At 56.3% G+C, this 20,858-nt stretch carries 22 protein-coding genes; 5 read left to right on the plus strand and 17 right to left on the minus strand.

Features of this window, described 5'->3' with window-relative positions:
- Nucleotides 1–32 precede the first annotated feature (32 nt).
- The 7 genes from QMO62_RS12285 to QMO62_RS12315 form a co-directional block, all read right to left on the minus strand.
- Nucleotides 33–698, minus strand: coding sequence for a cyclase family protein (locus QMO62_RS12285; protein ID WP_284641247.1), 666 nt, complete (start codon nt 696–698; stop codon nt 33–35).
- A 97-nt stretch (nt 699–795) separates the two neighbouring features.
- Nucleotides 796–1,590 (minus strand): SDR family NAD(P)-dependent oxidoreductase, encoded by a 795-nt coding sequence (locus QMO62_RS12290; protein WP_284641248.1) that lies wholly within the window; start codon nt 1,588–1,590, stop codon nt 796–798.
- 100 nt (nt 1,591–1,690) lie between these two features.
- Nucleotides 1,691–2,851 carry a UxaA family hydrolase gene (locus QMO62_RS12295; RefSeq protein WP_284641249.1) on the minus strand — a complete coding sequence of 387 codons (1,161 nt, stop codon included), beginning with the start codon at nt 2,849–2,851 and terminating at the stop codon, nt 1,691–1,693.
- An 18-nt stretch (nt 2,852–2,869) separates the two neighbouring features.
- The gene (locus QMO62_RS12300; protein ID WP_284641250.1) at nt 2,870–3,190 is read right to left on the minus strand and encodes a UxaA family hydrolase; all 321 of its coding nucleotides are present in this window, start codon (nt 3,188–3,190) and stop codon (nt 2,870–2,872) included.
- Between the two features lie 33 nt (nt 3,191–3,223).
- Complete coding sequence (locus QMO62_RS12305) at nt 3,224–4,132, minus strand: fumarylacetoacetate hydrolase family protein (RefSeq protein ID WP_284641251.1); 909 nt, start codon at nt 4,130–4,132, stop codon at nt 3,224–3,226.
- 50 nt (nt 4,133–4,182) lie between these two features.
- Nucleotides 4,183–4,956 carry an SDR family NAD(P)-dependent oxidoreductase gene (locus QMO62_RS12310; RefSeq protein WP_284641252.1) on the minus strand — a complete coding sequence of 258 codons (774 nt, stop codon included), beginning with the start codon at nt 4,954–4,956 and terminating at the stop codon, nt 4,183–4,185.
- Between the two features lie 18 nt (nt 4,957–4,974).
- Nucleotides 4,975–5,724, minus strand: coding sequence for an IclR family transcriptional regulator (locus tag QMO62_RS12315; RefSeq protein ID WP_284641253.1), 750 nt, complete (start codon nt 5,722–5,724; stop codon nt 4,975–4,977).
- A 224-nt stretch (nt 5,725–5,948) separates the two neighbouring features.
- Here QMO62_RS12315 and QMO62_RS12320 point away from each other — a divergent pair, with 224 nt between their 5' ends.
- Complete coding sequence (locus QMO62_RS12320; protein ID WP_284644929.1) at nt 5,949–7,661, plus strand: ABC transporter ATP-binding protein; 1,713 nt, start codon at nt 5,949–5,951, stop codon at nt 7,659–7,661.
- Between the two features lie 228 nt (nt 7,662–7,889).
- Here QMO62_RS12320 and QMO62_RS12325 read toward each other — a convergent pair whose 3' ends face one another.
- The 4 genes from QMO62_RS12325 to QMO62_RS12340 form a co-directional block, all read right to left on the minus strand.
- Nucleotides 7,890–8,480, minus strand: a complete 591-nt coding sequence (locus tag QMO62_RS12325) for a hypothetical protein (protein ID WP_284641254.1) — start codon at nt 8,478–8,480, stop codon at nt 7,890–7,892.
- A gap of 164 nt (nt 8,481–8,644) precedes the next feature.
- On the minus strand, nt 8,645–9,412 hold the full coding sequence (locus QMO62_RS12330; protein WP_284641255.1) for a LutC/YkgG family protein: 768 nt from the start codon (nt 9,410–9,412) through the stop codon (nt 8,645–8,647).
- Nucleotides 9,402–10,874: a LutB/LldF family L-lactate oxidation iron-sulfur protein gene (locus QMO62_RS12335; protein ID WP_284641256.1), complete on the minus strand. Its 1,473-nt coding sequence runs from the start codon at nt 10,872–10,874 to the stop codon at nt 9,402–9,404. The genes QMO62_RS12330 and QMO62_RS12335 overlap by 11 nt, the downstream gene beginning before the upstream one ends.
- Complete coding sequence (locus QMO62_RS12340) at nt 10,852–11,601, minus strand: (Fe-S)-binding protein (protein WP_284641257.1); 750 nt, start codon at nt 11,599–11,601, stop codon at nt 10,852–10,854. Before QMO62_RS12340 ends, QMO62_RS12335 begins: the two co-directional genes overlap by 23 nt.
- A 147-nt stretch (nt 11,602–11,748) precedes the next feature.
- On the opposite strand from QMO62_RS12340, the gene QMO62_RS12345 reads away from it, so the two are divergent.
- Nucleotides 11,749–12,492 (plus strand): SDR family NAD(P)-dependent oxidoreductase, encoded by a 744-nt coding sequence (locus QMO62_RS12345; protein WP_284641258.1) that lies wholly within the window; start codon nt 11,749–11,751, stop codon nt 12,490–12,492.
- A gap of 73 nt (nt 12,493–12,565) precedes the next feature.
- Nucleotides 12,566–12,994 carry an Hsp20/alpha crystallin family protein gene (locus QMO62_RS12350; RefSeq protein ID WP_284641259.1) on the plus strand — a complete coding sequence of 143 codons (429 nt, stop codon included), beginning with the start codon at nt 12,566–12,568 and terminating at the stop codon, nt 12,992–12,994.
- Nucleotides 12,995–13,002: 8 nt separating this feature from the next.
- Here QMO62_RS12350 and QMO62_RS12355 read toward each other — a convergent pair whose 3' ends face one another.
- Together QMO62_RS12355 and QMO62_RS12360 are read right to left on the minus strand one after the other, a co-directional pair.
- Nucleotides 13,003–13,716, minus strand: coding sequence for a FadR/GntR family transcriptional regulator (locus QMO62_RS12355; protein WP_284641260.1), 714 nt, complete (start codon nt 13,714–13,716; stop codon nt 13,003–13,005).
- A 67-nt stretch (nt 13,717–13,783) separates the two neighbouring features.
- Entirely contained in the window at nt 13,784–14,659 is an 876-nt protein-coding gene (locus tag QMO62_RS12360) for a helix-turn-helix transcriptional regulator (protein ID WP_284641261.1), read from the minus strand.
- A 160-nt stretch (nt 14,660–14,819) separates the two neighbouring features.
- Between QMO62_RS12360 and QMO62_RS12365 the strand changes: the two genes are divergently transcribed.
- The gene (locus QMO62_RS12365) at nt 14,820–16,799 is read left to right on the plus strand and encodes a beta-galactosidase trimerization domain-containing protein (protein ID WP_284641262.1); all 1,980 of its coding nucleotides are present in this window, start codon (nt 14,820–14,822) and stop codon (nt 16,797–16,799) included.
- Nucleotides 16,800–16,914: 115 nt separating this feature from the next.
- Here QMO62_RS12365 and QMO62_RS12370 read toward each other — a convergent pair whose 3' ends face one another.
- On the minus strand, nt 16,915–17,217 hold the full coding sequence (locus QMO62_RS12370) for a YunC family protein (RefSeq protein WP_284641263.1): 303 nt from the start codon (nt 17,215–17,217) through the stop codon (nt 16,915–16,917).
- Nucleotides 17,218–17,395: 178 nt separating this feature from the next.
- Here QMO62_RS12370 and QMO62_RS12375 point away from each other — a divergent pair, with 178 nt between their 5' ends.
- Nucleotides 17,396–17,926, plus strand: coding sequence for a hypothetical protein (locus tag QMO62_RS12375; protein ID WP_284641264.1), 531 nt, complete (start codon nt 17,396–17,398; stop codon nt 17,924–17,926).
- On the opposite strand, the gene QMO62_RS12380 is transcribed toward QMO62_RS12375, so the two are convergent.
- The 3 genes from QMO62_RS12380 to QMO62_RS12390 form a co-directional block, all read right to left on the minus strand.
- Nucleotides 17,923–19,845 (minus strand): putative bifunctional diguanylate cyclase/phosphodiesterase, encoded by a 1,923-nt coding sequence (locus tag QMO62_RS12380; protein WP_284641265.1) that lies wholly within the window; start codon nt 19,843–19,845, stop codon nt 17,923–17,925. The genes QMO62_RS12375 and QMO62_RS12380 overlap by 4 nt on opposite strands.
- 147 nt (nt 19,846–19,992) lie before the next feature.
- A complete protein-coding gene (locus QMO62_RS12385; protein WP_284641266.1) occupies nt 19,993–20,376 on the minus strand; it encodes a DUF423 domain-containing protein in 384 nt (127 codons plus the stop codon).
- 100 nt (nt 20,377–20,476) lie between these two features.
- Nucleotides 20,477–20,776, minus strand: a complete 300-nt coding sequence (locus QMO62_RS12390) for a hypothetical protein (protein WP_284641267.1) — start codon at nt 20,774–20,776, stop codon at nt 20,477–20,479.
- Nucleotides 20,777–20,858 lie beyond the last annotated feature (82 nt).

Here is a 20,858-nt window from a genome sequence, read left to right on the forward strand (position 1 = left end):
AGGGATTCGAAGGACTTTCTATCAGTCTAGTATCATGACTCATATTGAATAGCTACCACTCTAGCGGGTGCTCCGCTCGATTCGCGAACCTTAATAGGCAGAGAGAGAAGCTGCCAGCTCCCTTCGCTCAGCTCTGGGAAATTCAGCTGCAGTCCCTCCGCCACCCAGATGCCGCTGCCCAGCAGGATCCTGTGCGTTTCCTCGTTCTCGTCCCCGGTACCGCCGATGCTGAAATGATCAATCGCCACCCCGCGCACTTGATGCTTCGCGAGCAAACGGGCGGCGTCATTATTTAAGTAAGGCGATTGGTAGATCCACTCGGTCGTCCAGGCCTGCTTTTCCCCCCAGCCCGTGTACAGAAGCACAACGGCGTCAGGAGTCAGCTGCTCTAAGTATGGCTCAAGATCAACGGGTGTGATGGGGTCCGAGGGCCCCTTTATCCCAGCTAACGGAATATACACCGCCTGCCCTTGGAATCGCTCCACGGGAATTTCGTCGAGATTCGTACGAAACTCATTCATATGAGAAGGCGCGTCCATATGTGTGCCGGAATGAAGACTCAGCGTAAGCCGCTCCATCTTCCAGCCGTCTCTAGGACCAATGAAGATATAGTCCAGCTTCGGCGGATCAAAGATCGGCAGCACAGGGCTGTTGTGATACAGCTCCTGTGTCAAATCCAGCATGCGCTTTACCCGCATGACGTCAACTCCTTATGCTTGGTTCCCGGCGACCCGCGCTGAGCAGGTACCACATGGAGCACGGCCCCCGCTCAAGCGAATCGCAGCATGAATGGTGCTAGTGCTCCATGTGGTCGTCAGGCTGAGCGGCTTTCACCGTCAAGCCTCCGTCCACCATCAGCAGGTGACCGTTCACCTGCATGGCTTCCTCGGACGCGAGGAACACCACCGCGTCGCCGATTTGGCGGGCGGTGCCCAGGCGTTTCATCGGATTCGCCTCAATCTCCTTCGCACGGATGGAAGGATCCGCTAAGTAGTCCGTGCACATATCCGTGTCTACCGTGCTCGGACCGACCGCGTTGACGTTGATGTTGTATTTGCCGAGCTCAATGGCCATGCCCTTCGTCAGCATATGAGCCGCCGCCTTGGACGACTGGTAATGCGGGATGACAGGGCTTGTCACCACCAGGCTCGCGGTAGACAGCACGTTGATGATTTTACCGTAGCGCTTCTCGATCATCGAGCGCGCCGCCAGCTGGGAAGCCAAGAAGATCGATTTGACATTCGTATTATAGGTGCGGTCCCAAGTTTCCTCGGTGACATGCATGAACGATTCAAACGGGGCGATACCTGCGTTGTTAACTAGAATCTCCACCTCGCCCAGCTGCTCTTTCACCTGCTGGAACATGGCAGCCACCTGCTCGCTGCTGCCGACATCAGCCTGGACCACGATCGACTTGACACCGTGCGCTTCCACCTGCTCCTTGACCTTCTCTGCGAGCGGTCTGGAGCGTTCCGAAGTAAAATTAACCGCGACGTGAGCGCCTTCCTCGGCCAAACGAATCGCGATCGCCTCGCCGATTCCGCGGCTGGCGCCCGTAACTAAGGCCACTCGGCCTTTCAATCTACCCATACAGAAAGCCTCCTGCTTGAAATTATTGGTGCGTTCCACCGAGCCGCAATGCTTCACCTGTCGAATGCATGCCAGGGGATTCGATTTATCCAGAGTGCTGCTACAGACTCGGTCCGATCCGGTTAATGCTGAACTCCGTATGGCCGAGAACTTCCGCCTTCGTCAGCTTTCCGTTCGCTACCTCTTGAATTGCCTGCCAGATCCGTTCGCCTGCCGCTTCCAGACTCAGCGTACCTTCCAGCATATCGCTCACATCGACGTCCATGTTGTCTGTCATGCGCTCATACATCCGCTTGTTGCCGGTAATCTTGATAACCGGAATAACGGCCGAGCCGGTTGGCGTACCGCGTCCGGTCGTGAAGCACACCAGATGAGCACCGCCCGCTGCCATGCCCGATACGCATTCGATATCGTTGCCCGGCGAGTCCATGAAGTAGAGGCCGTGCTTCGGAATGCTCTCGGCATACTCGATCACGCCTTCAATCGGAGCATTGCCGCATTTACTGATGCAGCCAAGCGACTTTTCCTCAATCGTCGTGAGCCCTCCCGCAATATTGCCCGGGCTTGGATTGCCGCCGCGCATGTCGGCTCCCATCCGCTCCACTTCCTTCTCGAAGCGGTCGACAATGTAATACAGCTTATCGGACGTCTCCTGAGTTGCGCAGCGGGAAGCCAGCACATGCTCAGCGCCGATAATTTCGGTCGTCTCGCCGATGACGACGCCGCCGCCCTGCTGAATGAGCGTATCCGCCGCCGCTCCGAGGGCCGGGTTAGAGGCAAGGCCGCTGGTGGCATCCGAGCCCCCGCACTTCACGCCGATGATCAGCTCGCTGAACGGAATGGGCTCCGCCTTCATCTCATCCAACTGCGCACGCATGCTGCGGGCAATCTCTGCACCGTACTGAATCGCCTTCACCGAGCCTCCGACCGATTGAATGTCGAATACTTCCACCGGCTTGCCGGTCGGACGAATCGCCTCCGCGAGCGCGTGCGGATCCACCACCTCACAGCCCAGGCTGATAATAATGACCCCTCCTACATTGGGGTTCCTGCCCGTCCCTGCCAGCACCTCGAAGGTGCGATCCTTATCCGCTCCGATCTGACTGCAGCCATGCTGGTGCGGGATCGCCACCGTCCCCGGCACGAGCTGCTCGATCCGGCTGCACACCTGATTGGCGCAAATGACCGTAGGAATAATCAGCAAATGATTGCGGATTCCCACATCGCCGTTCGGTCTTCTATATCCCATCATATGACTCATGTGAGCCTCTCCTCTCGCTTACGCTTTCTCCGCCGCCTGGTCTCCGCGACCGCGAATGCCTTCGACATTATGAACATGCACATGCTGTCCCGCCCGAATATCGGACGTCGTTCTTCCGATGACCTCGCCGTACTTGCGAATGTCCGTACCGGCCGCCAAATCGGTAATCGCCACCTTATGACCGAACGGAATCGCGTCCAGCAGCGTCAGCTCAAACACCTGACCTTGCTTCATATAAGTAATAAGAGCCCCTGCTGCGAGATCCTGGATCGCGGTCGCCACATGATCGCGTCCATCCATGACCAGCGCATCCGCCCCGCTTGAAATATGTCCTGCCACCTGACTGCACCTCCCTCATTCACGAAAAATCAATTACGCTTGCTCATTCACCATACGATTCGTCAAGGAGCCGAGCTTCTCGATCTCAATCGTCACCACATCGCCGTCCTTGAGGTACACCTGCTTCTCCGGCGGGTACCCGAGAACAACGCCTTCCGGTGTCCCGGTAAGAATAATGTCCCCCGGCAACAGGGTCATGTGCTGCGAAATATAACTCACAATCTCGTCGCAATGGAAAATCATATCGGAGGTGTTGGAGCTTTGGCGAACTTCTCCGTTCACGATACAGCGAATGCTCAGGTCGTTTGGATTGCCCACCTCATCAGCAGTGACAAGATAAGGACCGAGCGGACTGAAGCCGTCGCAGCTTTTGCCGAGCAGCCATTGCTGTGTACGAAGCTGCAGATCGCGTGCCGAGAGATCGTTTACGTTGCAGTAACCGAATACGTGGCTGAGCGCATCCTCTTTGGACACATACTTCGCCGTTTTCCCGATGACGATCACGAGCTCCGCTTCATAGTCCACCTTGTCGGTTACGCGAACAGGAAGCGGAACGTCGGCCCCATGGCCGGTGAGCGTGTTATTGAATTTGTTAAAAAGAATCGGGTACTGCGGAATCGGCGCATTCGTTTCCTCCGCGTGCTTGCGGTAGTTCAGACCGACGCAGATGATTTTGTTCGGATGAGTCACGGCAGGACCGAGCGTCAGCTCTTCTTCATTCAAAAGATAGGCTTCGCTTCCTCCCGCCGCCAGCGCCTTGTCCACAAATGCCTGCAAAGCTGCAGTTGCGGCAGCTCCGCCCTCAATGACCTGATGTACGTTCGTCGCGATAGTTCCTTCCGCCGCAACGGTTTCAAGCGCTTTCGTAATATGTACTACACCGCGATCTGTCTTCACGCCAAGCTGCTGCGAGCCGTTATCGATAAAGGTTAAAAGTTTCATAAGTGCGATGACCTCCTAATTGTAGTAAATGAACTGCGATTGTATGCTGCTTACGCATTCTTGCCGAACACAACGCCGCCGTCAATGTATAGCGGCGAGCCCATCATGAACTTCGATTCATCCGATGCAAGGAACAAGGCGGCCTTCGCCACATCATCCGGCCGTCCGAGATCTCCGCTGAGCTGACGCTTCTTCAAGGACTCTACCGCCGCCTCGGGATCGTCATAGGAGGTTCGGAGATAATTTTCCACAAACGGCGTCAAAATGGTACCCGGCAGCAGCGCATTCACACGGATATTATAAGGTGCATAGTCCACCTGCATGGACTTGGTCAGAGCCAGCACGGCTCCTTTGGTCGCCGAATAGGACGCCCTGCGAGCCAAGCCGATCTCCGCGATGCAGGAGGACATGTTGATGATCGAGCCCTCCTTGCGCGCCATCATATGAGGGAGCACATACTTGCTTGGGAGGAAAACGCCGCGAATGTTGATGCTGATAACACGGTCCCAAGCATCCGGCTCCACCTCGTGAATGGCGCCCACGCCGCTAATCCCGGCATTATTAAAGAGCACATCGATTCGCCCGAACCGTTCGATGATCTCGTCGACCATCGCCTTGACGGATTCCGGGTCCGTCACATCCGCCTGGATGAATAAGGCCTCTCCTCCGGCTTGACGAATTTCGTTTACTGTCTCTTGTCCTTTATCCTCCTGCAGGTCGTTCACGACGACCGTCGCGCCCTCGCTGGCGAACAGCAGCGCCGAGCTCTTGCCGATACCGGAGCCTGATCCGGTAATAAGGATGATTTTGTTTTGCAGTCTCACGGGCTCACTTCCTTTTCCTTAATAATGTGAAAGTCTTGCGGCCAAATCGCAAATTTCTTTCTGCGCGAGCTCCTTCTTCTGCTCCCAAACATGCTGGAACATCGAACAGCTGATCGCAGCGATGACCTCTCCCTGGGCATTGCGCACGGGTGCGGCGACACAGCAGAACCCCACCACCGCCTCCTGCAGGTCAAAAGCAAAGCCGCGCTCCCTCACCTGATTCAAATGCTCGACAAGCTCCTGACGAGTCTTCACCGTATAGGGCGTCAGCAGCGGCTCGAGCATCTCCTGCGGAAACCGCTCGGGAAGCTCCTGCTCAGGAAGCCAGGCAAGCAGCGCCTTGCCTAACGCCGTGGAATGGGCCGGAAGCTTCATCCCGGGCTCGGACGTCAGCTTGACCTGGGAAGGCATCTCTTCCTTCGCCAAATAAAGCACCTCATGCTGCTCCAGCTTGGCGAGCTGAATCGTTTCCTGAATGACGTGCTTCGTGACCGAGGCTTCCTTCTTGAACCGGTCGATGAGCGTGAATTGCTTGAAGAACACGTTGCCGAGCAGCCCGAGCTTCGAGCCTAAGGAGTAAGTCGCATCCTTCTCCCGAACAACCCATTCCAGCGCTTCCATGGTGGCAAGCAGAGAGAATAGCGAGCTTTTGTTAATGCCCAGCTTTTTGGAGATATCAATCAGCTTCAAAGCGGAGGGCTCTTCGGCGATGGTCTGCAGCACATGGTTTGCTTTTTCCAGGGCGGGAACCCAATATTTTTTGTCCATGATGACAGAAGCCTCCGAGTTTTGGTTTTGTATAATAAACCACAGTTTTATATACTGACATAAACATAGTATCACCCGTCTCCAAAAGGTGTCAACGAATAAATTCCGGCCGGAAAAACGGATTTCAGCCGATTTTTCCCTTGCCATGACCCCTGCGCCGACCTATACTGACTGAAATGATACGAGTACGTGTTAGGGAATGAGGAGGTTGTTACAGATTGGATATGGTAAAGCGATTTTTCAGCTATTATCGCCCTTACAAAACGCTGTTTATGGTCGACTTCGGCTGCGCGGTCTTAGCCGCTCTGCTGGAGCTGTCGTTTCCGCTTGCGGTCAAGTGGATCGTCGACAACCTGCTGCCGGGCAAGCAGTGGCCGCTGATTGTGTGGGCTTGCGTCGGATTGCTCGTTTTGTACGGCATCAGCACCTTTTTGCAATACGTCGTAACCTATTGGGGACATAAGCTTGGCATTAACATTGAATACGATATGAGGAAACAGCTGTTCAGCCATATTCAGAAGCTGTCGTTCCGGTTTTTCGACAACACCAAGACCGGGCATTTGATGTCGCGAATGACGAACGACCTGTTTGAAATCGGGGAAATGGCTCATCACGGGCCGGAGGATCTCTTCATCGCGGTCATGACCTTAATCGGGGCGTTCTTCCTGATGCTCACTATTAATTGGAAGCTGGCCGTGCTCACCTTTCTCATCGTGCCTCTGCTGATCTGGCTTGTAGTGGCCTGCAACCTGAAGCTGGTCAAGGCGGCCAAGCGGATGTTCTCGGAGATCGCCGAGGTGAACGCGCGTGTCGAGGACAGCGTTTCGGGAATCCGCGTCGTGCAGACCTTTACGAACGAACCGTACGAGATGAAGAAATTCAATCAAAGCAATCATCAATTCCGGGAAGCGAAGCTGGCGTCCTACCGCATCATCGCTTACAGCTCCTCAGGTATGTATTTGCTCATGAGACTGATCTCGCTCTTCGTGCTGATCTGCGGTGCCTGGTTTGTAGTGCAGGGGGAGTTGACCTATGGGGCGTTTGTTGGATTCCTGCTGCTGATTAACGTTTTCTTTAAACCGATTGAGAAAATTAACGCATTTCTGGAAAATTATCCGAAAGGGATGGCCGGCTTCAAGCGGTTTACGGAAATATTGGACACCGAGCCGGATGTGGCGGATCAGCCGGGAGCTGTGGCGGTAGCAACGCTGCGGGGCGATATCCGCTTCGAGGAGGTCTCTTTCGGCTACGAGGGGCACGCAAGAGTATTAAGCCGCGTAAATTTGGCGATTCGGGCCGGAGAAACCGTAGCCTTCGTCGGACCCTCCGGGGCGGGCAAAACGACACTCTGCAGCCTGATCCCGCGTTTCTACGAGGTGGAGGAAGGACGAATCACGATCGACGGGTTCGATGTTCGTGGCATGACGCTCGCCAGCCTGCGGAAGCAGATCGGCATCGTGCAGCAGGATGTGTTCCTGTTTACCGGAACGCTGCGGGAAAATATCGCCTACGGCAAGCTGGAGGCGACCGAGGCGGAGATCCTGGATGCCGCACGGCGGGCTCGGCTCGGGGAGCTGATCGAGGCGCTGCCGGAGGGGCTCGATACGCAGATCGGCGAACGCGGCGTCAAGCTGTCCGGCGGTCAGAAGCAGCGTCTCGCCATCGCGCGGATGTTCCTTAAGAATCCGCCGATCCTCATCCTGGATGAGGCCACGTCCGCGCTCGACACGGAGACGGAGGCGGCGATCCAGCAGGCGCTGGCGGAGCTGTCCGTCGGCCGTACGACGCTGGTGATCGCGCACCGGCTGGCAACAATCCGGAGCGCGGACCGCATCGTCGTCGTGACGGAGCAGGGCATCGCCGAGCAGGGCGGCCACGACGAGCTGCTCGCCGCAGGTGGACTGTACAGCCGCCTGCACCAGGCGCAGACGGTATAGCTTTATCAGGCGCCTGTGAAGCTGTGTCCATTGGATCATAAAACTGACGTGAGGGTCATTACACTTTTTACAACCCCCTGTTGGAACCGTTCGTTGTATAGAAAACAGTATAGCAAGAGAAGCCCGCCGGCGGGCGATGCGGAGGCATCGATTCGCCGGCGGGCTTCCCCGTCTAAAGAGACGGATTCGACAAGCGCACGGTTCGTTTTATATCGGGCACCGGCCCAGCTACATCGTCTTCCGCGAATGGCGATTGAGCACGCGGATTGCTTCCTCGAACTCACCGATCCCCTGCTCGCACTGGGCGATCCACGCTTCCAGCTGAGCCCTGCGGCTCTCCGTCATGTTCATATGAATATCGAATTCTCTGCGGCAGCGGTCGATTTCCATCTGCAGATCCTCGATATAGTTCCGGATCGTCGGCAGCACATTCGGAAACTTGTTGATATCCGGCGTGTAGTCCTCCTCCGTATCCTCTCCTGCCCCTTCCGCTCCGGCAGCCACCGGCGCGAGGCCGATATGGTCCGTGTACTCCGGCGACAGCTTGTTGTTCTTGCGCGAGTAATAGCCGTTCGGCTTACACTCCACAAAGTAAATCGTAAGCGCCGAATTGTTCTCGATCAGCTCGAGCGCACGCTCCAGACAAGGCTCGCCCAGATAGCCGGCCAACAGCTGGGAAAACTCGTTAATGGAAGAGGATTGCCCGTACTTTTTATATAAAACCTGCCCGGCCAAAGCAAAATCACAGTCCGACAGATCCCGGGCCAATTTGCGCTTTTCGAAAAACTGCAATACATCCTTCAAGAAAAAATGCAACATGTCGTTCACACTGCTCAATGTAGTCCTCTCCCGTTCATAAGAAAAAAGCCTCTTTCGCGGACCTCCCCGCAAAGCCTCTACAGAAAATTCGGCAAAACATGCAAAAAACCTTCCGGCTCTCGTAAAAATACGAAGAATTTCGGAAGGTTATTTTATTCATCTATTTATTTGATGATCACAGCATACACTTTCCCCGGTCCGTGGATCCCGATCGTCAGGTCGTTCTCAATATCCGCGCTGCGGCTCGGGCCCGTAATCAGGTTGAGCGAGGAGGCATAATCCGATGCGTGCGATTTGCCGTCGGTAATCTTCGCGAACGCCTCGCCCATGCGGTCCACCAGCTGATCCGCCCGGAAGACGGCGAACAAAATCTCGGTCAGTAGACTGACCGATCTGCCCTTCTCACGCGAGCACTGGAGCACCAGCGTACCGGTGTTGGCTACCGCATAGTCCGGCCAGACGATGCCGAGCTGGCAGCGCTCCGTCCGGCGCAGCAGCTCGCTGCGCTTCGACCAGTTGGAGCCTTCGGCGGCGACCTCCACCGAGCCTGCCTCCTCTTCCTGCCAAGGCACGACCTCGATACCGCTCTCAGCCAGCGCAGCGTCGAGACCCAATGCCTTCAGTCCCTCATGCTCCCAGCGGGAGACGGAAGTGACCTTCAGTTCGGCGGCCACCTCACGCAGCCAAGCGCCGATCTTCTCCGGCGCCTCCGCCTCGTCAACCACCAGCACCTTGCCGGTCAGCGCCGTCCAGTTCGCCTCGAACAGCTCCATCCGCTCCTCCGTCGTCCGCTGTACCGCCTTGTAGAAGTCCGGCGCTCCGCGATAAGGATGCTCCGGTGCGGCAGCTGCCGGCCCTCTGCGTCCTAACCGCGACGAAATATTGCCGATGAAGGCCTCGCGGCCGTGTATGGCACCCGTCTTATTGGCCATCGTGAGCGCCTCCCTTCTTCTGAAGCTCCTGCTGCAGCGCAGCCCACCGGTCGCGGAACGACTGCTTCGGCTTCATCGGCAGGAAGCGCGACTGCGTCCATCCGGCGGCCGGCCCCGGCGCCTTCCGGATGAAGCCCCCCTTGCTCACCAGGGGCTTCATCCCATAGTAGGCGGACTTCGTCGCCATACGATACAGCGTGACGTTCCCGAACACGGTTCGGAACGTCCGGAACGCGGCGCGCTCGGCAAGCGGGGTCAGCCCCAGCTTGACCTTGCGCGCGCGCAGCTGCACGAGCATATCGTGCAGCGGAATCTTCACGGGGCACGCCTCGTGGCAGGCCCCGCACAGGCTGGAAGCGTAGGACAGCTGTCCCGCTTCCTTCATGTCCTGCTGCAGCAGCGGCGTCAGCACGGCCCCGATCGGGCCGCTGTACACGCTTCCGTAGGTGTGGCCGCCCACGTGCCGGTACACGGGGCATACGTTCAAGCACGCCGCACAGCGGATGCAGTGCAGCACCTCCTGGAACACCGGATCGCCGAGCTGCGAGGAACGTCCGTTGTCGAGGACGATCAGATGCAGCTCCTCCGGTCCGTCCAGCTCGCCCTCGCGGCGCGGTCCCGTAATCATCGACGTGTAGGTCGTCAGCTTCTGACCCGTTGCGCTTCGCGCCAGCATGTTCAGCACGACCTCCAGATCGTCATACGTCGGCACGAGCCGCTCCATGCCCATGATCACGACATGGCACTTCGGAATCGTACTCACCATCCTGCCGTTGCCCTCGTTGGACACCAGCGTAATCGCGCCGGACTCCGCCACGCCGAAGTTGCAGCCGGTCAGCCCGATATCGGCCTCCAGGAAGTAATTGCGCAGCCGCTGCTTCGCGTAGCCCGCCAGCACCTTCGTCTCCGGCTCGAGCTTCTCTCCCGCCTCCTCGGAGAAAATATCGGCGATTTGTCCCTTATTCTTATGGATCGCCGGAATGATCAAGTGAGACGGCGTCTCCTTCGCCAGCTGCAGAATATACTCGCCTAGATCCGTCTCAATCGCTTCGATCCCGCGCTCCTCCAGGTGGTGATTGAGGTGAATCTCCTCGGACACCATCGATTTCCCTTTGGCCACCAGCTTCGCCTTGCGTTCCTCCGCCAGCTTCATGAACGTAGCGACCGCTTCCTCTGCGGTCTTGCAGAAATACACGTGACCGCCCGCCGCAGCAACATTGTCCGTAAACTGCGTCAGGTAATAGTCGAGGTTGTCGATTACGTGCTTCCGGATGAGCCTTGCGCGGTCGCGCCACTCCTCCCAGTTACCGAAGTCATCCGCCGCCTTCAGACGGCCGCCCTTCAGCTTATCCGTCGTATACGCCACCGCCTTACGCAGGAAATCGTTAGCCAGTGCCTCCTCCGTACGCTGCTTCAGCCCGGTGCCGATCAATTCCTTTTCACTTTTTGCCTGCAGACTCACCGCGCTTCACCCCTTCCTCCAGCAGCTCCGCCAGATGCATCACCTGAATCGGACGCCCCTCTTTGTTCAAGCGTCCTTCAATATTCATCAAGCAGCCCATGTCCGTTCCGCAGAGCACGCTAGCCCCCGTGGAGCATACATTAGCCGCCTTCTCGCATACCATCGCTTCCGACATATCCGCCATCTTCACCGCGAACGTGCCGCCGAAGCCGCAGCAATCTTCTTTTTTCGGCAGATCAATGAACTCCAGTCCCTCGACATTCTCCATCAGCTTCACCGGCTCCTCGCGAATGCCCAGAAGCCTCGTGGCATGACAGGACGGGTGGTAAGTGACCTTTTCCCCGAAGACAGCGCCAAGATCCGTAATCCCCAGCACATTCACCAAGAACTGGGTAAACTCATACGTTTTGTCGATCAGCTTCTCCGCCTTGGCCTTCCACTCCGGCTCATTCTCAAACAGCTGAGGATAGTAGTGATGCACCATACCGGTACACGAGCCCGACGGCGACACCACGTAATCGCTGTGCTCGAAAGCACGGATCAGATTGCGAGCAACCTCTCTCGCATCATCCTGGTAGCCGCTGTTGTAAGCGGGCTGACCGCAGCACGTCTGCATCTCCGGAAAATCAACCTCGCACCCGTACCGGTGCAGCAGCCGAACGACGCTTTCCCCTACCTGAGGATACATGTTATCGGCAAGGCATGTAATGAACAAGGATACGCGCACCTGAAGTCCCCTCTTTTCGCAAAATTCGGATCATGATCTCTTACTTGTCAGGTTATCAGATAAGTTGGTTTTTGAAAAGTACCCTCGCCAAAAAAATGTTATACTTACATCGGATTCCGGATCTAAACGAAAGGATGTTGCTCATATATGAAAGCCTATATCATAACCGGAGCGTCCCGCGGACTCGGTGAAGCGTTAGCCGCTCGGCTGTTAAACGATGCAGAGCCTAAGAAGCTGATCTGCGTCTCGCGGGGCGTTCCCCCTGTTTCGTCGGATGATGATCGTGTCACCTACCTTTCGCAAGATCTGTCTGCGGGTCATGAGCTTGAAGCGCTGATGCAGAGACTGTTTGAACGGCTTCCCTCCGGCCTGACCTCGCTATATTTGATCAATAACGCCGGTGTCCTCGGCCCGATTGCGCCCGCCGCCGATTCGGAGCCGGATGAGGTCTCCCTGAACGTCCAGGTCAATCTGCTGGCGCCGATGCTGCTGACCTCCGCCTTTATCCGGCTCAGCGCTAAGCTGCCTATCGATAAACGGGTGCTGCATATCTCCTCCGGGGCCGGACGCAAGCCCTATGCCGGCTGGAGCAGCTACTGCGCATCGAAGGCGGGCTTGGACCACTACACCCGCTGTGTGGGTCTGGAGGAGGAGGGCAAAGCCCACGGCGTGCGAATCGCCTCGCTCGCTCCCGGCGTCATCGACACGCAGATGCAGCAGGAAATCCGCTCGTCAAGCCCGGAGGCATTTCCTCAGCTTGACCGCTTCCTTGAGCTTAAGCGCTCCGGGCAGCTTACTTCGCCTGAGCAGGCTGCCGAGCAGGTGCTTCGCTTCCTGCACAGCGACCCCTGCGGCTTCGGCTCCATTGCTGACGTGAGAGACCTGCAATAAGCTTGCAAGGAACCATCCTGGGCCCTCCTGCATATCCTGTGATATCCCCATAGGTCAAAGGAGGGCTTTGCCTATGAATGAGCGATTCGAGAAGGCGTTCGGCGAAGGCTGGAGCGTCTTTGAGCATGTGGTGCGGAAACGGCTTGCTTCGCTAAAGGACAGCCGGGAACCTTTGCGGCGGGAGCTTCACGGCGCGATGGACCGGTCACTAAGACAGCTGCAGGTGTCCCGGTTCTCCGGCATTAGCGCCGACCTGTTCGAAACCCATCGTTCCATTATCGTCAGGGTGCTGCTGCCCGAGCAGGTATCCCCCCGCTCCGTGAAGCTGACACTTGATGAGATGAGACTGGTCATTTCCGGCATCCCCGGCAAGCGGCGGAAGGTACTCCGCCTCCCGGCACCGGTGCTGACCAAGAAGCCGCGGAAGCAGTTCCGTGACGGCATTCTGGAAATCCGCCTGAAGAAGCCTGCCGCAGGACAAGAGCGCAAAAAAAAGAAGTAAGCCGCAGCTCACTTCTTCAGAAATTTGACCAGCACCTGCTCCACATGGAATAGGTGCTTTTGCATTTGCTCTTGTGCTGCCGCCGGGTTGCGGTCACGGATGGCCTGGAATATGGCCTTATGCTCCTGATACAGCTGCCGGGCGACCTCCTTCTGCGCGTATAGCTGCAGCCGACGCGTCTCGCGGATCGCCGCCTGCATCTGCGACGAGATCGAATCGATCATGCGCATCATGATCGAATTATGCGTTGCCTCCGCCAGAATCAGGTGGAATTCGAGATCGGTCCGCTCGCCCTCGACCTCATCCCCCAGATGCTCCTCCATTCGCTTCAGCACCGCCTCGAACCGCTCCAGATCCGCTTCCGTCCGTTTCTCCGCCGCCAGCGCCGCATTGGAGATCTCAAGCGCCTGGCGGGCCTCGATCAGCTCCATTACGGTCTCCCGGCTCATCAGCAGGGAACCCAGCTCCGGCAGCTCCACATCCTGCGCTTCGATGATGCGCACATAGCTGCCTTCACCCTGATGCGCCTCGACAAGTCCCATCGCCTTCAGCGCACTTAACGCCTCCCGAACCGTGGACCGGCCTACCTGATAGCGCTCGGACAGCTCCTTCGTCGAAGGCAGCTTCTCTCCCGGCTTCAGGGCACCGCTTACGATCTGCTCCTTGATCTGCTCGGCGACCACCTCATAGATTTTGCGCGTGGTTATTTTCTGTATCTCCATCCGCTCCAGCCCCTATCGTCCGATCTGTTACCTAACATTATACAGGCTTTGACAGGATACACAACGCTTATACATACCCCTGCGCTTGATTGCGGTAAGCGCCGGGAGTCGATCCGACGGTCTTGCGGAACATGCGGATGAAGTAATTATAGTCGCCATACCCTACGAGGGACGCGATCTCGGGCAGGGCCAGCGTGCTGTGCCGAAGCAGCCGCTTCGCCTCCTCCATCCTCAGCCGGTTATGGTATTGAAGCGGACTCATTCCGTAATGCTTGCGCAGGCAGCGTGCCGCGTAATCCTCGTCAAAGTGCAGCTCCTCGGCCATCCTGCCGGCCTGATACCCCTCTCCCGTTCTTGCCTCCAGGTATCGCATCACCTGCTCGGCCACGGCATACGAGCGGCTTCTTCTCCGGTCCGAACGCAAGGACGATTGAAGCGCGGAAAGCAGCCGGCCGAGCAGCACCTGGATATCCACCGCATGATCCATCGTCAAAGTGGACCGCAGCTGAAGCAGCTCGTCCAAAATCGGCTTGAGGGCCGCCCGGTCGAAAGGGCCGTATTTCGGCAAATACAGGAACTGTTCCTGCGGCGATAGATCCTGATCCCGGCCTGCCCGCACCGGTACGGACCATTCGACCTGCTTGTCTTGGAGGCGGCCGTGCGGGAGCTCATGCTTGAAATGCACCCAATAAATATCCGTCGGCTCCTCACAGGGCTTCAGACCGACATGTCTCCGTCCGGGCTCCAGCAGCAGCAGCTCCCCGCCGCGAATGCTGTAGGATTTGTCCTCCTCCGTCATATACATGGTCCCGTCAAAAACAAGCAATAAATCGTACACCTCAAAGATCCGCTCAAAGTGCTGCATCCCTACGGGCCACACCGAATGCCCGCCGGTCAGAAACTGCGGCAGCGGCGGAATGCGCAGCTGCAAGCAATCCACCATCACGCTCTCCCCCTTTGGATTCATTATAATGCAAATGGTCGAAAATGTGCTATAACTGGTCGCGACCGTGCCTATGCTCTCTTCCAAAATCCGTACTATAGTAAGGAGGTACAGGTGTTTTCGGGAAGGTACATATCACCCCTAAGGAGGAGATGCAAGTATGCGTTTTCGTCAGGTTCATCTTGATTTTCATACGTCGGAGGCGATCGCCGGTATCGGCAGCCGCTTCGACAAGCGACAGTTTCAGGACATGCTCCGCAAAGGCCGCGTAGATTCCATCACCGTGTTCTCCAAATGCCATCACGGCTGGGCTTATCATCCTACCCGGGAGAACGAAATGCATCCGCATCTCGACTTCGACCTGCTGGGAGCCATGATGGAGGCCGCTCATGAAATCGGTGTCAAAACCCCCGTTTATTTATCGGCAGGACTGGATGAGAAGCTGGCCCGCCGTCATCCGGAATGGCTGATTCGCGACATCAACGATAATACGAACTGGGTCGACGGGTTCATGAAGCCGGGGTATCATCAATTTTGCTTAAACACGCCTTATTTGGACATCCTGCTTCGACAGATCGAAGAGGTCGTGCGCAATTATGACGCAGACGGCATTTTCCTTGACATCGTAGGCGTCCGCAAATGCTATTGCCACACCTGTGTCAACCGGCTGCTCGTTGAAGGCAAAGATCCTCGGGACAAAGCCGCTATCCTAGAGCAAGGGGAGCGCACCTATGCCAACTATACACGCCGCGTCCGCGAAACCATTGACGCCGTGAAGCCGGGGCTGCCGGTATTCCACAACGGCGGTCATATCCGGCGCGGGCGACGCGACCTGGCGCAAATGAACACCCATCTGGAGCTGGAATCGCTGCCTACCGGCGGCTGGGGCTACGACCACTTTCCTTTGTCGGCCCGCTATGCTCAAGGGCTTGGCATGCCATTCCTCGGAATGACCGGGAAGTTTCACACCTCCTGGGGCGAGTTCGGCGGCTACAAGCATCCGAATGCGCTGCGTTATGAGACGGCGTTAAGCCTGGCGAACGGGGCGCGCTGCTCGATCGGCGACCAGCTTCATCCGGAGGGGGTGATGGACCCGGCCACCTACTCTATCATTGGAGCGGCTTATGCAGAAGTGGAGCAAAAGGAGGCCTGGTGCATTGAGGCAAGGAACGTAGCCGATGTAGCTCTTCTCACAGTGGAGGCCGTCCTTTCCCAAGGGGAGGAATCCCGCAGCGATCGCACCGGCGACTCCGATACTGGAGCAGTCCGGATGCTGCTGGAGGGCAAATTGCTGTTCGACGTTGTCGATCTGGAGAGCGACCTATCGCCTTATCGCGTCGTCATTTTACCGGATCGCATTCCGGTGTCGGAGGCGCTCGTTTCCAAGCTGAAGGCGTACGCGGCACAAGGAGGAAAACTTCTGGCCACCGGCACATCGGGCCTGAACACGGAGGGCTCCGCCTTTGCATTGGACCTGGGCGTACGGTATATCGGAGTCAATCCTTATCAGCCGGATTACTTTCGTCCGCATTTCGAGCTGAAGAGCCTGCCGGAGGCCTCCTTCATCTTCTACTCTCAGGGGCAGCAGGTGGAATTGACCCATCAGGGCACGCTGCTAGGACATCGGGAAAATCCTTATTTTAACCGGGATGTGTTTACGTTCTGCTCCCACAAGCATACGCCAAGCGCTCTGCAAAATAGCGGACCGGGAATGGTGGAAAGCCCGAGCGGCATTTATATCGCGTGGAATGTGTTCGAGGATTATGCCAATAACGGCAGCCTCATTCTGAAAGAAACGGTACAGTTTGCCCTCGACCGCTTGCTGGGAACGGCTAAGACGCTGCGCACAAGCTTGCCGGCTCAGGGGGTCGTGACGTTAACGAAGCAGTCTGCGGAGAACCGCTATATTAATCATTTGCTGTATGCCTCTCCCGTAAAACGCGGGAAAGGAATCGAGGTTATTGAGGACATCGTTCCTTTGTATGAAACGGAGGTTGCCGTCAAGCTGAAGGAGAAGGCTAAGCGGGTATATTTGGCCCCACAGCAGGTGGAGCTTCCTTTCCTTCAGGAAGCGGACGGTACCGTTCAATATGTCTTGCCTAAGCTCGAATGCCATCAGATGGTCGTAATCGACGTATAAGCCTCTGGTCTTCAGCCCTACCCTCCCTCGTGAGGGCGGGCTTCTGCATCTTCCTCTTATCAAAAAACGACAGCCCTTGGGCTGCCCCATCGGACTGTCGTTTGGATTGTTCATCTTAGAACATCTTCATTACAGCGTCCCGGCCCTTCATGCCGGCCACGATCCCCAGCGCTTCCGCCTCGTACGTAACCGATTCCAGCGGCGCTTCCAGCAAATCCTCTATCGTGCGCACTCCGGTGGCCCGCCCTGCGATGATCCGCCGGTCCTTCAGCTTCTCGTTCAGCAGACCGACATCCAGCGCTCCGCACATGATATAGCCCTTATCCGTAGTGACAACAAGCAGGGTTGTCTTCGGCAGCTTCACTTCAATGGCAAGCGCGATACGTCCTTCCAGCTCAACCGGCTCCACTCGCATCATAACGACATTCCCCCTTATGCATCAATCGGAAATCATGCCTTATATAATGTATGAAGCCGGCTGAAGAACCGTTCCACGCTGATCGCAATCCGGGCGCCACTGGGCAAAGCTTGCGCTTTGGTTACTTGGGAAAAACATGATATAGTAGTAGGTATTAGGATAGTAGGGAGGCAACCCTTTGGAGAAGGAACCGCAGAAACGGAAGTTTTTGTTCAACGTCGACATCATGATCGAAGAAGATACCAACGGGCGTGCACTGGAAAAGCTTTTGCAGTTGTTGAACGGCAGCTCCGTCGAGGATTATCAGGTAAAGCAGGGAATCGAGCTGGGCAAGAAAATTGAAGTCGCTTTAAAGCAGGCGATCTTGAAGGATAAGGGGACAAGCAATGCTACCGATGCGGCTAAGCAGCCTAAAGAGGCCCCCCGAACAGAATCGCCGGGCAAGCCTCAGGGGAAAGCGCAGGAGTCCGGAACTCAGGCATCTAAGGACGATCCGCATCGTGTGATATGGGAGCAGCTGCAGCAGCTGAAGGAAAGCAACAAGCTGATTCGCTTAACCGTAGTAAAAGGAAAGGGCGTAAAGCTTAGCATACCCTGCCGCATCTTAAGCACGGATCCCTCCGTCGGGAACGTGACCGTATATCACGTGGATGAGAAGAAGGTATATTTATTTAAAATCAACGAAATCGATGATTTTACCGCCGATTAAGTGGGACGCTTCCGCTCGCTGGCCGCGGCCGAGTCAGAGACAGAGGCAGCCGCGGCGTTCTGCTGGAGCAATAGACACTCCGCTTGCCCCGCTTCTAACGGCGGGCTGAACCAATACCCCTGAATTTCATTGCAGTGATTGCTGTACAAGTAGTCGAGCTGCTCCCTCGTCTCCACCCCCTCCGCTATGACCCGAAGGTTCAAATGCCGTGTCATGGCAATGATCGAAGCCACGATGGCCGCATCGTTAGGATCCGTCATGATATCCCGCACGAACGATTGATCGATTTTCAGCTTATCGATAGGGAAGCGTTTTAAGTAATATAACGAGCTGTACCCTGTGCCGAAGTCATCGATGCTGATTTTGACGCCAAGCTTCTTCAAGCTTTGCAGCAGCTCGGAGACGTAGTCCACGTCCATCGTGCTGCTCTCGGTAATTTCCAGCTCCAGCAGCTCGGGAGGAAGTCCGGTCTCCTGCAGCACCCGGGCGATTTTGTCCGGAAGATCTTGCTGGAGAAACTGGCGGGTCGATAAATTTACGGCGATCGGGACCGGCGCGAAGCCCATCGTCTGCCACCGTCGATTTTGCCGGCAAGCCTCTTTCATCACCCATTCGCCTATAAGAACGATCAGTCCGCTTTCCTCCGCGAAGGGGATAAAATCCATCGGAGGAATTATCCCCCTTTCGGGATGGCGCCAGCGGACCAACGCCTCGAAGCCGACGATCCGTCCGGTGCTTATCTCCATCTGCGGCTGATAATGTAGCATTAGCTCCTCCCGCGCAAACGCCTTGCGCAGCTCATTTTCCAGCGTCAGCCGTTTCAACGACACCGACTTCATATCGGAATTAAACACCTGATAGTTGCTTTTCCCTTTTTCCTTGGCACGGGTCAGCGCAATATCCGCGCACTTCATCAATGCGGCGGCATCTTCCTCGTCTTCCGACAGCAGCGCAATTCCAATACTGGCGGTCACATGAAGCTGGTACTGCTCCAGCATGAAGGGCTCCTCCAGCTCCTTATAGATCCCCTCGGCAATCTCCGCCACATTCTCAATGCTATGTATATCCGTATAATACAGCGCGAATTCATCTCCCTCCGTTCGCGCGGCGAAATCCTTCTCCGTCACGGAACGGGTGATTCGCTCGGCCACCTGCAGCAGAAGCATATCCCCATAGTCATGCCCGAAGCTGTCATTCACCATTTTGAACCGGTCCAGATCGACGAATACGACTGCCAGCATACGGTTTCTCTTGACCGCTCGGGCGATCGCTTGATTCAAGCTTTGAACAAACAGCCGGCGGTTCGGCAATCCGGTCATATCATCGTAATACGCCAAATGACGAATCTGTTCTTCCGTTCGCATGCTGGCCGTAATATCCTGACAGATCAGCATGATGTCATCATCCCCTTGCCCTCGATTGAAGGGAACGGCCGTAACATCCAAATCCACCCGGTAGCCTTCCTTGTGCTGCACCGTCGTCTTGACGGAAACAGGCGCCCCTCTACTCAGCTCCGAGAAGAAGGCTTGCACCTTATCGCTCCTGTCGGAAGCTAAGATCGCGTGAAGCGGCTGCCCCAGCATCTCCGATTCCGAATACCCGAGCATCTCTTCCGCCGTTGTGTTCACTCGTTTGAAGCTGCCGCCGGAGTCGATCACCCCGATCGCGTTCGGATTATGATGAAGCAAAGCATCGTAAAATCCGGCGCTTTCCCTTGTCCTAGAGGCTTCGGTCTGCCTCGCGGCACCGTGATACAGCATGGAAGCCAAAGCCAGACTTCCCAAGGCGATCAAGGCCCATAACAGCTTCTCTCCCGTCCAGAAGGCAAAGATCGTGCACAGCAGAGCGAAGCCATACAATAACCATGGGAACAAACGCCTCCTCCCTTGAGGAGTGCTGGAATCCGGCTGGTCTCTCATCACTCTTGCCCCCTCCGCTGTTTTCGGTTGGACATGCTTTTGTTCCTGAAATTAGGATATCCCTTAAGCAATTCTGCGCTCCGCAGGCGATTTCCTGCCGTAAAAAAAGAAGAAAACCATCCGGTATCGGACGGCTTTCTTCCCCGCTTATTTCTTTCGTGCAGCCAGCATAAGAGACAGCCAGCCGTATAGAAACGCTACCCCGCCGAGCGGAGTAATCGCACCGAGCTTGGTGATTTGCGTAAGGCTAAGCACATAGAGACTCCCGGAAAACAGCACGATGCCGATCGCCATCGACCAGCCGGCACGCCGCAAATGTCCGGTGTCCGGCAGCACGGCCGCAGCCAGGCCAACGGCAATAAGACCCAGCGAATGCATCATCTGATACTGCACCCCGGTTTGGTAATTCGCCATGAAATTCGCGGGCATGGCTTCCTTCAACGCATGAGCTCCGAAGGCCCCAAGAGCAACGGACAGCAAAGCAAACAACCCGCCAAGCATAAGAAAGGTATGATTAGGTGATTTGGTCATTGGATGAAACACCGCTCCTCCACAGAATATTGGACAGACTTATTTTAGCACAAAAAAAGCCGCTTTTCTTAACGCGTCAGAAAAGCGGCTTCACAGCGAATTACATTTGTCCGATATCATGCTGTCCTACGATCAAGGTGACCGGCTCCAGATACGCGCGGGTGGTTGTCGGCTGACGGATCAAATCTACCTCTATATCGATAATTTTGACGCGGTGCTGCTTTCCTTCCCGCATGTCAAAGACCACCTGAAACTCCTTCAAACCTAGCTGGTACGTAATGACAGACGTGCCGATCGACAAGGCGGGGGATTCGAACTCACCGTGCTCGAACAGCACCTCGGTTAAAATTTCGTCGTTCATGTCGACAATTTTGACGGATTGGCTGATAAGGTACTTCATCTTAATCCTCCTCTGCTGCTGGGAATGAATGCTCCTTAAGACATTCGACACTCTTCCCGGTTATCCCTCCTTGCTCTGTGTA

Source organism: Paenibacillus silviterrae (assembly GCF_030167925.1).
Classification (GTDB): domain Bacteria; phylum Bacillota; class Bacilli; order Paenibacillales; family NBRC-103111; genus Paenibacillus_G; species Paenibacillus_G silviterrae.